Genomic DNA, 12,609 nt, shown 5'->3' on the forward strand with positions numbered 1-12,609 from the left:
GCTGCGTCGGATCGAAGAGCGTCGGGGCTGAAGCCCCTCCCTCAAGAGTATCCCGCAGCTACCTCGGGGGCTTGACTCGCCGCCTCGCGCCCCCATCCAGGAATTCAGTATCCCGGAGGCCGCAATGGACCCGAGCAAGAATCCCAATGTGTTCCACGCCACCACCATCGTCTCGGTACGCCGCGACGGACACGTCGCCGTGGCCGGCGACGGCCAGGTGACGCTCGGCCACACCGTCATGAAAGCCAACGCGCGCAAGGTGCGCCGGCTCGGTCGCGACGGCCAGGTATTGGCCGGTTTCGCCGGCGCCGCCGCCGATGCGTTCACCTTGTTCGAGTTGTTCGAAGCCAAGCTCGAAAAGCACGGTCAACTGACCCGCGCCGCGGTCGAGCTGGCCAAGGATTGGCGCACCGAACGCCGCCTCGGAAAACTCGAGGCGTTGTTGGCGGTGGCCGATAAAGAAACCTCGCTCATCATCAGCGGCACCGGCGACGTCATCGAACCGGAAGACGGCATCATCGCGATCGGCTCGGGCGGCATGTACGCGCTCTCGGCCGCGCGCGCTCTGATCGCGCACACGCAGCTCGATGCGCGCACCATCGCGACCGAATCGATCGGCATCGCGGGCGATGTGTGTATCTATACCAATCGCAATGTGGTGGTGGAGGAGCTCTGATGCGGGGATTCGGAATTCGGAATTGGAGATTCGCCAGGGCGAATCCGCCCCGTCATTCCGCTCTGCTTTCTGCTCTTGCCAATCTCTAATCCCCAATCACGAATCCCGGCCCCCATGAAACCCGACAATACCCACGCCACCATGACCCCGCGCGAGATCGTGCAGGAGCTGGACCGACATATCATCGGTCAGCACGCGGCCAAGCGCGCCGTCGCCATCGCGCTGCGCAATCGTTGGCGCCGCATGCAGCTCGACGACGATCTGCGCAATGAAGTCATGCCCAAGAACATCCTGATGATCGGCCCGACCGGCGTCGGCAAGACCGAGATCGCGCGCCGTCTGGCCACGTTGGCCAATGCGCCGTTCGTCAAGGTCGAAGCGACCCGCTTCACCGAGGTCGGTTACGTCGGCAAGGACGTCGAGCAGATCGTGCGCGATCTGGCCGACACCGCGGTCAAGCTGTACCGCGAGCAGGCCAAGGTGCGCGTGCGCACACAGGCCGAGGATCGCGCCGAAGACCGCATTCTCGATGCGCTGTTGCCCAAGCGCGTGCCTGGCGGTTTCGGCTTCGGTTCGGAAACTCCGGCCGTTGATCACAGCGCGCCCGACAGCGACACCAGGGCCAAGCTGCGCAAGCAACTGCGCGCCGGCGAGTTGGACGAGCGCGAGATCGAGATCGAAACCGCGGTCAACGTCGGTGTCGACATCATGGCGCCGCCCGGGATGGAGGAAATGGGCCAGCAGTTGCGGCAGATGTTCTCGCAGGTGTCCGGCGGCAAGACCAACAAGAAGCATTTGTCGATCAAGGCCGCGCGTCCGCAGCTGATCGAGGAAGAAGCCGGCAAGCTGGTCAACGAAGACGACATCCGCCAGGCCGCGATCGAGGCCTGCGAACAGCACGGCATCGTGTTCATCGATGAGATCGACAAGGTCGCCAAGCGCAGCGAAGGGGGCATGAGCGGCGGCGATGTCAGCCGCGAAGGCGTGCAGCGCGATCTGTTGCCGCTGGTGGAAGGTTCGACGGTGAGCACCAAGTACGGCGCGGTCAAGACCGACCATATCCTGTTCATCGCCTCCGGCGCGTTCCATCTGGCCAAGCCCAGCGATCTGATTCCGGAATTGCAGGGCCGCTTCCCGATCCGGGTGGAACTGAGCGCGTTGAGCAAGGACGATTTCGTGCGCATCCTCACCGAGCCCAAGGCGGCGTTGACCACGCAGTACGTCGAGTTGCTCAAGACCGAGGGCGTGGAACTGAAGTTCACCGCGGATGCGGTTGACCGTCTGGCCGAAATCGCCGCGCAGGTCAACGAACGCCAGGAAAACATCGGCGCGCGGCGTCTGCACACCGTGCTGGAGCGCCTGCTCGATACGCTGAGCTATGAGGCGCCCGATCGCGATGGACAGGCGGTGACCATCGACCGTGCGTATGTCGATCTGCATCTGGGCGAGTTGGTGCAGGATCCGGATTTGAGCCGTTACATTCTTTGATCGCTGGTGATGGTCTGTGTCGAACACCGTCTGGCCGACCGGTTTCGCCGCGATCCGCCGACACGCAGTCGGGGCTGAAGCTCCTCCCACAAAAGACCTCGCCGCGGCGAGGTCTTTTGCTTTCCAGTCCCAGCCCATTGGAAGCCACAAGGTCTTTTGGCTCTGGCCCAATCCAAGCCCACGGGAAGCCATGAGTTCGTTTGGTCCCGGTCCAATCCAAACCGGCTGGAGGCCACGGGATCTTTTGTTTCTAAGCCAATCGCACTGAGCGCCACGGGGTTTCTTGTGGGAGGGCCTTCAGGTCCGACACGCGCCGCAGCGAAGCGGTTCCGGTGCCGACGATGCCCTCCGCCGCGCAACCGTTCGCCATCCCCATCGCTCTGCTACCGTGTCGGCCCATGGACGACACCGCACCCGCGCCAGGGACCCCACCACCGCGCACCGCCTTGGTCATCGGCGCCAACGGCTTCCTCGCCGGCTATTTGATCGCCGCGTTGCAACGCCACGGCTGGCGCATTCTGCGCGGCGTGCGTGGCGGCGACACGGCCTTGCGCGCCGATCAACGTGCCGCCGATCTGGCGCGCATGACCTCGCCGGCGGATTGGCGCGATACGCTGCAAGGCGTGGATGCCGTCGTCAACGTCGCCGGCATTCTGCGCGAGACCGGCGAACAAACTTTCCAGGCCATCCATATCGACGGGCCGCTGGCGTTGGCGCAGGCTTGCGTCGAGGCTGGGGTAAAACGCTTCGTGCAGATATCGGCGCTGGGCGAGCCCGCCGACGGCGGCTTCATCGCGAGCAAGCACCGTTTCGACGAACGATTGCTGGCACTGCCCTTGAGCGCGGTGGTGCTGCGTCCGTCGGTGGTCTACGCCGCCTCGGGTTCCTACGGCGGCACCTCGCTGCTGCGCGCGCTGGCGGCGTTTCCCGGCCGTCATCTGCTGCCCGGGGACGGGCGCTGGCCCTTGCAGCCGGTCGCGGCCGAAGACCTCGGCGAAATCGCCGCGCGCGCGGCGGCCGGGGATCAAACCGGCATCTACCAGATCGGCAGTCAGCAGCCGTTGTCGCTGCGCGACTATCAGGCCGCGTGGCGCCGCTGGCTGCGAATCGACGGCGACGGCGCGGTGGCGTTTCCCGAGTCGCTGGTCAGCCTGCAGGTCGCGATCGGCGAACGCCTGGGCCGTGGGCCGGTCGGCGAAACCATGTGGCGGATGCTTCGCCGCGGCAACGTGACCGCGCCCGACGCGCATGCGCGCTTGCGCGCCGATTTCGGTTACGCCACGCGCGATTTGAACCAGGCGCTCGCGGCCACGCCGAGCCAGGTGCAAGACCGTTGGCAGGCGCAGTTGTATTTCCTCGCGCCCACGCTGCGGCTGGCCATCGTCGCGCTGTGGCTGATTTCGGTGTTCGCCGGTTGGCTCACGCCCGCGGCGACCATCCAGGCATTGGCGGCGGATTCGCCGATGGCTTGGTTGCAGCCGGTGGCGTTGGCGCGCATCACCGCGGGCTTGGATGCGGTACTCGCGCTGGGCCTGTTGATCGGCTGGCGTCCACGCTGGATGCTCGGGCTGATGGGCATCAGCGTGCTGGCCTACACGTTGGCCTTCGGCGTGCTGCTGCCGGCGCTATGGTTGGACCCGCTGGGCGGATTGGCGAAGAATCTGGTGGTGCTGCCCGCGCTCGCGGTGGCCTGGGTGTTGGCGGATCGGAGATAAGGCGATGGCGTATCTGTGGGTGAAATGGATTCACATCCTGTCTTCGACCTTGCTGTTCGGCACGGGCCTGGGCATCGCGTTCTTCTTCTGGATCGCGCACAAGCGCGGCGACGCCAAGGTGATCGCCGAGACCGCGCGCACGGTGGTGATCGCCGATGCCTGCTTCACCGCGCCGGCGGTGATCGTCCAGTTCGCGACCGGGGTGTGGCTGATGCTGCATCTGGGGATTCCGGCCACGGTGTTCTGGCTCAAGACCGCGCTGGTGCTGTTCTTCGTGGTCGGCGCGTGCTGGTTGCCGGTGCTGTGGTTGCAGGCGCGCGCGCGGCGTCTGGCCGCGCAGGCCGCGGCGGCCGGCACGGCGTTGCCCGACAGCTACCACCGCACCATGCGCTGGTGGTTCTGGCTGGGCTGGCCGGCGTTCCTGAGCGTGATGGCGATTTTCTGGCTGATGGTGCTCAAGCCAACCGCAGCGATGTAGCCCTGCCGCAGTCAACCGAAGCGACTTAGCTCCGCCGCAGTCATCCCAAGCTACAAAACTCCAAGTACCAAACCCCGCCTCCACCAAAACAACAGCAAACAAGTCCATCAACAACGGATCCGCACCGAACCAACCCGCAACCTTCAGCGTCGCCGTTCCAGGATCACGCCCATCGCCGGAAACTCGTCGCTCTCGGCCAGTCGTCCCAGACGCCGCTCGATCTCGACGAAACCTTCCGAGCGGTACAGCTCCAAAGCCGGCTCGTTGCCCAGCAAAGCCTGGGTGCTGAAGACCGGGCCGGAGAACGCGATGGCATGGCGCAGCAAGGCGCGGCCGACCCCGCGGCGGTAGCAGTCCGGATGCACGTAGAGCCAGTTCAGCGAATTACGCCGGTAAGCGACGAAACCTTGCACCACCCCGTCGAGTTCGCCGACGTCGAGCCGGTCCTGAAACAAGCCTTCGCTGTGCGCGCTGCGCGGCAGACTGCGGAACGCGGCGACGTCGGCGCTGAGCCGCAGTTCGTCCATGCGGGCGCGGTCGTGGATTTCGCACAGGCGCGGCCAATCGCTGAGTTGGTAGGGGCGGATCGACAGTGGCGGAGCCGGCGGGACGCGCATCGTGAATCCGATTTTGCACGCGCACACGGGTGCTTGCCCAGATGTACCGGCCCCGCGGCGGTTAGACGATGGCACGATCGACACCGCGGGGCCGTCGGCGCCGAGGCGACAGATCGAAGCGATCGCGCTGTCGCCGGAATCTTCGCCGCAGTCTTGCGGTTTCGATTGCGCTGCCGCCGTACCCGCGGTCGGCAGCCGGAACGCTGAAGCCAAACCTGTCGCGAGGGTGCACGTGGGAATTGCTTTCCCTTGGTTGCGCCGTAGCGGCGCGGATCAATCCTCGCCGATGTCCTCGTTCCAGACATCGGGGTGGGCGGCGATGTAGCCGCCGAGCAATTCGATGCATTCCTGGTCGGCCAGATCGATCACCTTGACGCCGCTCTCGCGCAGCCAGTCCACGCCGCCGCTGAAGTTGACCGATTCGCCGACCACCACCGTGCCGATGTTGAACTGCCGGACCAGACCGCTGCAATACCAGCACGGCGCCAGGGTGGTGACCATGATCGTGTCGCGGTAGCGGCGCTGGCGGCCGGCCTTGCGGAAGGCGTCGGTTTCGCCGTGCACCGACGGGTCGCCTTCCTGGATCCGGCGGTTGTGACCGCAGCCGAGCAGACGGCCGTCGTCGTGATACAGCGCCGCGCCGATCGGAATGCCGCCCTCGGCCAGGCCTTGGCGGGCCTCGGCGACGGCGGTGGCGAGCAGGGCGCGGTAGTCGGGGGTGGCGATCATGCGGAACTCCTGAGGTCAGGTGCGCAGTCTGGCGCGCCGGCCCTGCGCGGTCGAGAGGCGGGCGCGGGCATAATCGTCGCGTCCGCCGCCACACGCCGGTCCGCACCGCATGATCTTCTGGAGTCTCGTATTCGCGATCGGCGTCGGCCAGGCCGCGCTGCTCGCGCTCGCCCTGTGGCGGCGGCCGGTCAATCCCCAGGCCAATCGGGTGCTGGCGGGTTGGGTCGCGCTGATCGGCATCGATCTCGCGGTCAAGGCGGCGTATTTCCACGGGCCCGCGCCGGAACTGCTGAAGGCGTACCGGCTGGTCAGTCTGTTTCCGTTCCTCTACGGCAGCGCGTTCTATCTCTATGTGCGTGCGCTGACCGAAGCACGCGGCCTGGATCGCCGCGATGCCGTGCACCTGTCGGGCTTCATCGTGGCGTTGGCCGTCAACGTCGGCGTGTTCGGGCAGGACGCGGCGCAGAGTCGCGCCTTCTTCGAACATTTGCGCGCGGGCGGCCATTGGCCGGGGCGGCCGTGGCTGGACGTGCTGTTGTTCGTCTACAGCGTGAGCTACGTGATCGCAGGTTTGATGCGGGTGCGGCGCTACCGCCGCGGGCTGCTGCAGCGGCGTTCGGACGCCGATCGCATGTCCCTGCGCTGGATCGATGCGATGGCGGTCTCGCAGATCGTGATCTGGTGCATCGCGATCGTGCAGTGGCTGACGCGGATTCCCTGGATCGACTATCCGCTGATCTACGGCGCGGTGGTGGCCTGGGTGTTCGTGGTCGGTTATCTGAGTTTGAATCAGGTCACGGTGGCCGCCGAGCCGGCACCCGAACCGGCGGCGGAAGCCAAGCTCGAGCACGCGAGCGCCGACGACCCGCGTTTCCCCTCGGTCGAGGCGCGGCTGGCGCAGCTGATGGCGCGCGAACAGCTGTACCGCGAACCGGCGCTGACCATCGGCCAACTCGCCAAGCGCAGCGGCTACCCCGAATACCTGGTCTCGGAGGTCATCAATCGCTGTTTCCAGAGCAACTTCTGGGACTACATCAATCGCCAGCGCATCGAAGCCGCGCGCGCCTGTCTGGCCGACGCCGGCGATACGCGCACCATCCTCGACATCGCCTACGCCTGCGGCTACACCTCCAAGTCGACCTTCAACGCCGCGTTCAAGCGCCAGTCGGGCCTCACGCCCAGCGCGTATCGCCAACACCACGCGGGCGCGGTCTCAGCCTCGCGCGACGAGGGCTGACGGACCAGACCGCGCGGCCAGCTGCGCGCGTATCGCCGGCCAGCGCAGGATCAGTTCGCACACCGCCAGGTTCACGGTCCAGCAGGCCCAGGCCGCGGTGATGTAGACCGGCAGGAACGGCCACTGCATCGCCGCCGCGCCGACTCCGAGCATGATCCGCAAGGTCACCGCGGAGGAGGTCAGGGCGACGCTGCGGAACATCCAGCGGCGGTGATTGACGAAGTCGCGGCGTATCGCATAGCCGATGCCCATCGCGGTGCAGCCGACCCAGATCACCGCCAGCAGCGCGAACGCCGAACCGCTGGCCGCGCCGCCTTGGGAATGGCGCGACAGCGACAGCGCCGAGACCGCCGCGATCAGGATCGCCCCCGCGTATACGCCGCCGCCCAGCCGGTGCAGCCGCGGCCAGCGCCGGCGCACGCCGGTCAGCAGTTGCAGCGGCGCCAGCAGCAGGGCCAGCGCGGCGCCGAACAGATGCCCGGGCACGTCCCAGCCGGAGACGACGAAGCGGGCGTGGAAGGGATTGTTCAGATTGGCGTCGCCGGCGAAGAAGGTAAAGGCGTACACCGCCACCGCCAGGCAACCCAGGCCGAACAGCAGCGCCGCCATCCGTCGCAACCAGACCGCTCCAGTCCACATGCCGCACCTCCGAAGGTTTCAGGAGGCCTCAGCGTGGTCGTGGCGATGGTGCGAGTCGTCCGAACCGGCGGATTCGTACGCCTCGGACCCGGAACAAGCGGTGGCGGGCGCCGCCGGGCGGGATTCAGCCGCGACCGGGGCGCAGCAGATCGATATGCGGAATGCCGTCCTCGAGGTAAGGCTCGGACGAGGGCTGGAAGCCGTAACGGCCGTAGTAGGCCTGCAAGTGCGACTGCGCGCCGATCTGGATGTCGGCGTCGGGCCAGCGCCGTTGAATTTCGATCAGCGCCGCCTCCAGCATCGGGCCGCCCAGGCCCTGGCCGCGGTGCGAGGGCGCGGTGAGCACGCGGCCGAAACTGACCTGCGGGTAGCTCAGCCCGGCCGGCAGGATGCGCAGATACGCGGCCAGCCGGCCGTCGGCGTCGCGGCCGAGCAGATGCACCGCCTCGGGATGGCGGTCCTTGTCGTCGGGGTCGAGGTAGACGCAGTTCTGCTCGATCACGAACACCTCCGAGCGCAGACGCAGCAGCTCGTAGAGCTCGTCCAGGGTGAGATCGGCGTAGGCCTTGGCCTGCCAGGTTACGTTCGCGCTCATGACCTCATCATGCCACCGCTGGACAGGCCCGATCGTGCTGTTGTTCCGGGCTTAGTGCGAGGGGAGGGTCTTGCGGCAGTCCGGCCGATACAGTCCGCGCGCGACCAGCCGCTTCATCGGCTGGCCCGGGCGCCCCGTGCGATAATCCGGACATGAGCGAATCCGACCCAAAATCCGACGACACCACCCATTTCGGCTTCCGCGACGTGCCGCGCGAACAAAAGCGCAAGCTGGTCGGCGAAGTGTTCTCCTCGGTCGCGGGCAACTACGACCTGATGAACGACCTGATGAGCCTGGGCATCCATCGGGTCTGGAAGCGCTACTTCACCGCCACCGCGCAGGTCCGCCGCGGCGACCGGGTGCTGGACCTGGCCGGCGGCACCGGCGATATCGCCGCGCTGCTGCGCGATCGGGTCGGCGACCGCGGCATGATCGTGCTCGGCGACATCAACCAGGACATGTTGCGGGTGGGCCGCGACCGCATGACCGATCGCGGCCGCGTCTCGGGTTTCGAGTACGTGCAGTGCAACGCCGAATCGCTGCCGTTCCCGGATGCGAGCTTCGACCTGGTCACCATCGCCTTCGGCCTGCGCAACGTCACCGACAAGGACGCGGCGCTGCGCGAGATGCTGCGTGTGCTCAGGGTCGGCGGCCAGGCGCGGGTGCTGGAATTCTCGGAAGTGAAGGCCGACTGGTTCAAGCCGATCTACGATTTCCACTCCTTCAACATCCTGCCGCGCCTGGGCCAGTTGTTCGCCGGCGACAGCGAAAGCTACCGCTATCTGGCCGAAAGCATCCGCAAGCATCCGCCGCAGGACGAGCTCAAGCGGATGATGGGCGAAGCCGGTTTCGCGCGGGTGGATTACAAGAATCTGTCGGCGGGTATCTGCGCGATCCATACCGGGTACAAAGTCTGATCCGACGCTTTGCGGTGAATGCAAAAAAACGCGCCGGGACCGCAAGGTTCCCGGCGCGTTGCGTTTTGGCCGACCGTCCCCTCCCGAAAGCCCCTCTCCCGCTTGCGGGAGAGGGGTTGGGGTGAGGGGAAGAGCGCCGCAGGCGCGAACGGCGTTGCCAAAGCGCCCTCACCCTGGCCCTCTCCCGCAAGCGGGAGAGGGAACAGTTCAAGGCGGATGATTCAAGCCGAAAACCCGCCGTCCACCGAAAGCTGCGTGCCGGTGACGAACGCGCCGCCCGGTCCGACCAGATACGCCACCGCCGCGGCGATGTCGTCGGCCTTGCCGAACTCGCCGAGCGGCAATCCCGCGCGCTGATGATCGGCGCCTTCGCCGTCGGCCGGATTCATGTCGGTGTCGATCGGACCGGGCTGCACGGTGTTGACGGTGATGCCGCGCTTGCCCAAGTCCTGCGCCAGGCCCTTGCTCAGCCCGACCACCGCGGCCTTGCTCAACGAATACAAAGCCATTCCCGGCGCGCCGACGCGCTCGCCCAGGCAACTGCCGATGGTGATGATGCGACCGCCGCGCGGCAGGTGTCTGGAAGCAGCCTGGGCCGCCACGAACGGCGCGCGGACATGGATCGCCATCACCCGTTCGTAGTTTTCGGCGGTTTCTTCCTCGAACGGGCCGTAAGCGAACACGCCGGCGTTGTTGACCAGGATGTCGATGCGGCCGAACTCGGCGACCGTGCGTTCCACCGCCGCGATCACCGCCTGCGGATCGGCGCTGTCGGCGGCCACGGCCAGCGCGCGCCGGCCGCCGGCACGGATGTCGGCGGCCACGGTTTCGGCCGGCGCGGCCGAGCTGGCGTAGGTCAGCACCACATCGGCGCCGTCCGCGCCCAGGCGGCGCGCGATCGCCGCGCCGATACCGCGGCTGCCGCCGGTCACCAGAGCCACTTTGCCTGCGAGAGGAAGAGACATGTCTGAAGTTCCGAATTATGGAAGTAATGCGGGAAACTTAACCGCATTGCCGGCCGTTGCGTAGCCCGCACCGGTAGGACGATGCGTATCGCGCGGGTGGAGTCATGGCGCTCATGTGGAAGGAAACGGATTTCGCGGCAGGAGCTTCGGCTCTGACGGAAGCCGCGGCTGTTGCGAAAGGGGCCTGGCTTATGTGGGAGGGGCTTCAGCTTTTGTGGGAGGGGCTTCGGCCCCGACGCTTTTCGGTCAGACCTGTCCGAATCCGAATCAGCTGACCGAAAAGCGTCGGGGCTGAAGCCCCTCCCACATAAGCCAGGCCGCTCCGGCAACAACCCATGCATCTTCCACATAAGCCAGGCCACTCCCGCAACAACCGAAGTCTCTCCCGCAACACCGAGCCGCTCCCGCAACAACCGATGTCTCTCCCACAACACCAAGCCCCTTCCCCAATACCCGAAGCCTCTCCCGCGGCGGCAGCCAGTAGCCGCGACCGCCCTATCGGCCAACATGCACAAGCCCCGCCGCGGAGCCAGGCGCTACACTCGGCGCTTCACCCGCTGCCGTGGTCCGTCCCATGCGTTCTTCGATTCTCACCGTCTGTCTCGCCCTGGCCCTGACCGCCGCGGCCGGTTGCTCGCGCGATGCCGCGGCGCCCGCGATTGATTCGTCCAAACCCGCCGCGACGCCGGAGGCCAACGTGAGCGACACCACCGTAGCCGCGGCCGACCGCGACGAGCATTCCTACGCCCAGCCCGACCGGGTGCGCATCGACGATCTGGCCCTGCTGTTGGCGGTGGATTTCGCCAGCAAGACCCTGACCGGCAGCGCGACCTACACGCTGCAGTGGACCGACACGAAGGCCACCGAACTGGTGCTCGACACGCGCGATCTGAAGATCGAAAAGATCGTCGGCGAACGCGAAGACGGCAAGTGGACCGACCTGCAGTTCACCCTGGCCGACGCCGACAAGACCCTGGGCAGCAAGCTCACCATCCAGACGCCGGCGCGCAACAAACGCATCCGCGTCAGCTACGCGACCTCGCCGGGCGCCTCGGGCCTGCAGTGGCTGGAGCCGTCGATGACCGAAGGCAAGAAGACGCCCTTCATGTTCAGCCAGTCGCAGCAGATCCACGCGCGTTCGTGGGTGCCGCTGCAGGACACGCCGAGCGTGCGCTTCACTTACACCGCGCACGTCACCGCGCCCAAGGACGCGATGGTGCTGATGAGCGCCGACAATGATCCTAAAGCGGCGCGCGACGGCGATTACGAATTCAAGATGCCGCAGAAGATCCCGTCGTACCTGCTCGCGATCGCGGCCGGCGACCTGGTGTTCCAGCCGATCTCCAACCGCAGCGGCGTGTGGGCCGAGCCGGGCATGGTCAAGAAGGCCGCGACCGAGTTCGCCGATACCGAAAAGATGATGGAGACCACCGAGAAGTTGTACGGCCCCTACCGCTGGGAGCGCTACGACATCCTGGTGCTGCCGCCGTCGTTCCCGTACGGCGGTATGGAGAACCCGCGCCTGACTTTCGCCACCCCGACGGTGATCGTCGGCGACAAGTCGCTGGTGTCGCTGGTCGCGCACGAACTGGCGCACAGCTGGTCGGGCAACCTGGTGACCTTCAGCAGCAGCAAGGACTCCTGGCTCAACGAAGGCTTCACCAGCTACGTCGAGAACCGCATCGTCGAAGCGCTGTACGGCAAGGAGCGTTCCGACATGGAGAACGTGATCGGCCGCAACGAGCTGGCCGCCGAGTTCAAGACCATCGACCCGAAGCTACAGGCGCTGGCGCTCAAGCCGGGCACGCTCACCGATCCCGACGAGGCCAGCAGCGCCACCGTCTACACCAAGGGCGCGTGGTTCCTGCAATTCCTCGAACAGCGCTACGGCCGCGAAGTGTTCGATCCGTTCCTGCGCGGTTACTTCGACCACTTCGCGTTCCAGAGCATTCCGACCACGAAGTTCGTCGAATATGCCAAGGCCAATCTGTTGGCCAAGCATCCGGGCAAGGTCAGCGAGGCCGAACTCGACGAGTGGATCTACGGCCCGGGCGTGCCCAAGTCGGCGCCGGCCACGGTGTCGCCGCGTTTCGACGCCGTCGACGCCGCGCGTAAGGCCTGGGTCGACGGCGGCGCGTTGCCCGACGCGGCGCTGACCGGCAAGTGGACCACCCAGGAATGGGTGCACTTCATCGAAGGCATGCCGGAAAAACTCAGCGTCGATCAACTCAGGGCCCTGGACGCGGCGTACAAGTTCACCGGCACGCCCAACGGCGAAATCGCCCAGCGCTGGTATCCGCTGGCCGTGCGCAGCGGTTACCACCAGGCGGATACCGCGATTGCGGCGTTCCTTTCGACGATCGGCCGGCGCAAGCTGATCATGCCGACCTACAACGAGTTGGTGAAAACGCCGGAAGGCTTGAAGTTGGCCGAGGGCACCTTCGCCAAGGCCAAGCCGGGTTACCACCCGATCACCACCGGTTCGGTCGAGGCGGCGATCGCCAAGGCCAAGAACCCCGCCGCGGCCGGCGCGCAGTAAGCCGGCCGCCGGGA

At 66.5% G+C, this 12,609-nt stretch carries 12 protein-coding genes; 7 read left to right on the plus strand and 5 right to left on the minus strand.

Annotated features, from left to right (window positions below; genetic code table 11):
* Positions 1 to 124 precede the first annotated feature (124 nt).
* The 4 genes from hslV (at position 125) to ACTOWJ_RS12520 (ending at position 4,357) form a co-directional block, all read left to right on the plus strand.
* Complete coding sequence (gene hslV / locus ACTOWJ_RS12505; protein WP_441334949.1) at positions 125 to 676, plus strand: ATP-dependent protease subunit HslV; 552 nt, start codon at positions 125 to 127, stop codon at positions 674 to 676.
* A 114-nt stretch (positions 677 to 790) separates the two neighbouring features.
* Positions 791 to 2,164: an ATP-dependent protease ATPase subunit HslU gene (gene hslU / locus ACTOWJ_RS12510; RefSeq protein ID WP_441334950.1), complete on the plus strand. Its 1,374-nt coding sequence runs from the start codon at positions 791 to 793 to the stop codon at positions 2,162 to 2,164.
* Between the two features lie 398 nt (positions 2,165 to 2,562).
* Positions 2,563 to 3,879, plus strand: a complete 1,317-nt coding sequence (locus tag ACTOWJ_RS12515) for an SDR family oxidoreductase (protein WP_441334951.1) — start codon at positions 2,563 to 2,565, stop codon at positions 3,877 to 3,879.
* Between the two features lie 4 nt (positions 3,880 to 3,883).
* A complete protein-coding gene (locus ACTOWJ_RS12520; protein WP_441334952.1) occupies positions 3,884 to 4,357 on the plus strand; it encodes a DUF2269 family protein in 474 nt (157 codons plus the stop codon).
* 143 nt (positions 4,358 to 4,500) lie between these two features.
* Here the strand turns inward: ACTOWJ_RS12520 and ACTOWJ_RS12525 are convergent, their stop codons facing one another.
* The gene (locus tag ACTOWJ_RS12525) at positions 4,501 to 4,974 is read right to left on the minus strand and encodes a GNAT family N-acetyltransferase (protein WP_441334953.1); all 474 of its coding nucleotides are present in this window, start codon (positions 4,972 to 4,974) and stop codon (positions 4,501 to 4,503) included.
* A gap of 273 nt (positions 4,975 to 5,247) precedes the next feature.
* A complete protein-coding gene (locus ACTOWJ_RS12530; RefSeq protein WP_441334954.1) occupies positions 5,248 to 5,703 on the minus strand; it encodes a nucleoside deaminase in 456 nt (151 codons plus the stop codon).
* Between the two features lie 109 nt (positions 5,704 to 5,812).
* On the opposite strand from ACTOWJ_RS12530, the gene ACTOWJ_RS12535 reads away from it, so the two are divergent.
* Entirely contained in the window at positions 5,813 to 6,940 is a 1,128-nt protein-coding gene (locus ACTOWJ_RS12535; protein WP_441334955.1) for a helix-turn-helix domain-containing protein, read from the plus strand.
* On the opposite strand, the gene ACTOWJ_RS12540 is transcribed toward ACTOWJ_RS12535, so the two are convergent.
* The gene (locus tag ACTOWJ_RS12540) at positions 6,917 to 7,579 is read right to left on the minus strand and encodes a DUF2306 domain-containing protein (protein WP_441334956.1); all 663 of its coding nucleotides are present in this window, start codon (positions 7,577 to 7,579) and stop codon (positions 6,917 to 6,919) included. The two genes, ACTOWJ_RS12535 and ACTOWJ_RS12540, sit on opposite strands and share 24 nt — an antisense overlap.
* A gap of 124 nt (positions 7,580 to 7,703) precedes the next feature.
* On the minus strand, positions 7,704 to 8,174 hold the full coding sequence (locus tag ACTOWJ_RS12545; RefSeq protein WP_441334957.1) for a GNAT family N-acetyltransferase: 471 nt from the start codon (positions 8,172 to 8,174) through the stop codon (positions 7,704 to 7,706).
* 152 nt (positions 8,175 to 8,326) lie between these two features.
* On the opposite strand from ACTOWJ_RS12545, the gene ubiE reads away from it, so the two are divergent.
* Positions 8,327 to 9,091 carry a bifunctional demethylmenaquinone methyltransferase/2-methoxy-6-polyprenyl-1,4-benzoquinol methylase UbiE gene (ubiE, locus tag ACTOWJ_RS12550; RefSeq protein WP_441334958.1) on the plus strand — a complete coding sequence of 255 codons (765 nt, stop codon included), beginning with the start codon at positions 8,327 to 8,329 and terminating at the stop codon, positions 9,089 to 9,091.
* 221 nt (positions 9,092 to 9,312) lie between these two features.
* Here ubiE and ACTOWJ_RS12555 read toward each other — a convergent pair whose 3' ends face one another.
* Complete coding sequence (locus tag ACTOWJ_RS12555) at positions 9,313 to 10,056, minus strand: 3-oxoacyl-ACP reductase family protein (protein WP_441334959.1); 744 nt, start codon at positions 10,054 to 10,056, stop codon at positions 9,313 to 9,315.
* A 574-nt stretch (positions 10,057 to 10,630) separates the two neighbouring features.
* Here ACTOWJ_RS12555 and ACTOWJ_RS12560 point away from each other — a divergent pair.
* Positions 10,631 to 12,595, plus strand: coding sequence for a M1 family metallopeptidase (locus tag ACTOWJ_RS12560; protein ID WP_441334960.1), 1,965 nt, complete (start codon positions 10,631 to 10,633; stop codon positions 12,593 to 12,595).
* Positions 12,596 to 12,609: the final 14 nt, after the last annotated feature.

This window comes from Lysobacter sp. CA199, from assembly GCF_052078715.1.
In the GTDB taxonomy this organism is placed as follows: Bacteria; Pseudomonadota; Gammaproteobacteria; order Xanthomonadales; family Xanthomonadaceae; genus Lysobacter.

What these genes read in the sequence shown, in the direction of transcription:
- hslV (WP_441334949.1), top strand. Translation starts at nt 125, where the DNA reads ATGGACCCGAGCAAGAATCCCAATGTGTTCCACGCCACCACCATCGTC.
- ACTOWJ_RS12560 (WP_441334960.1), top strand. Translation starts at nt 10,631, where the DNA reads ATGCGTTCTTCGATTCTCACCGTCTGTCTCGCCCTGGCCCTGACCGCC.
- ACTOWJ_RS12515 (WP_441334951.1), top strand. Translation starts at nt 2,563, where the DNA reads ATGGACGACACCGCACCCGCGCCAGGGACCCCACCACCGCGCACCGCC.
- hslU (WP_441334950.1), top strand. Translation starts at nt 791, where the DNA reads ATGAAACCCGACAATACCCACGCCACCATGACCCCGCGCGAGATCGTG.
- ACTOWJ_RS12525 (WP_441334953.1), bottom strand. Translation starts at nt 4,974, where the DNA reads ATGCGCGTCCCGCCGGCTCCGCCACTGTCGATCCGCCCCTACCAACTC.
- ACTOWJ_RS12535 (WP_441334955.1), top strand. Translation starts at nt 5,813, where the DNA reads ATGATCTTCTGGAGTCTCGTATTCGCGATCGGCGTCGGCCAGGCCGCG.
- ACTOWJ_RS12555 (WP_441334959.1), bottom strand. Translation starts at nt 10,056, where the DNA reads ATGTCTCTTCCTCTCGCAGGCAAAGTGGCTCTGGTGACCGGCGGCAGC.
- ACTOWJ_RS12530 (WP_441334954.1), bottom strand. Translation starts at nt 5,703, where the DNA reads ATGATCGCCACCCCCGACTACCGCGCCCTGCTCGCCACCGCCGTCGCC.
- ACTOWJ_RS12540 (WP_441334956.1), bottom strand. Translation starts at nt 7,579, where the DNA reads ATGTGGACTGGAGCGGTCTGGTTGCGACGGATGGCGGCGCTGCTGTTC.
- ACTOWJ_RS12520 (WP_441334952.1), top strand. Translation starts at nt 3,884, where the DNA reads ATGGCGTATCTGTGGGTGAAATGGATTCACATCCTGTCTTCGACCTTG.
- ACTOWJ_RS12545 (WP_441334957.1), bottom strand. Translation starts at nt 8,174, where the DNA reads ATGAGCGCGAACGTAACCTGGCAGGCCAAGGCCTACGCCGATCTCACC.
- ubiE (WP_441334958.1), top strand. Translation starts at nt 8,327, where the DNA reads ATGAGCGAATCCGACCCAAAATCCGACGACACCACCCATTTCGGCTTC.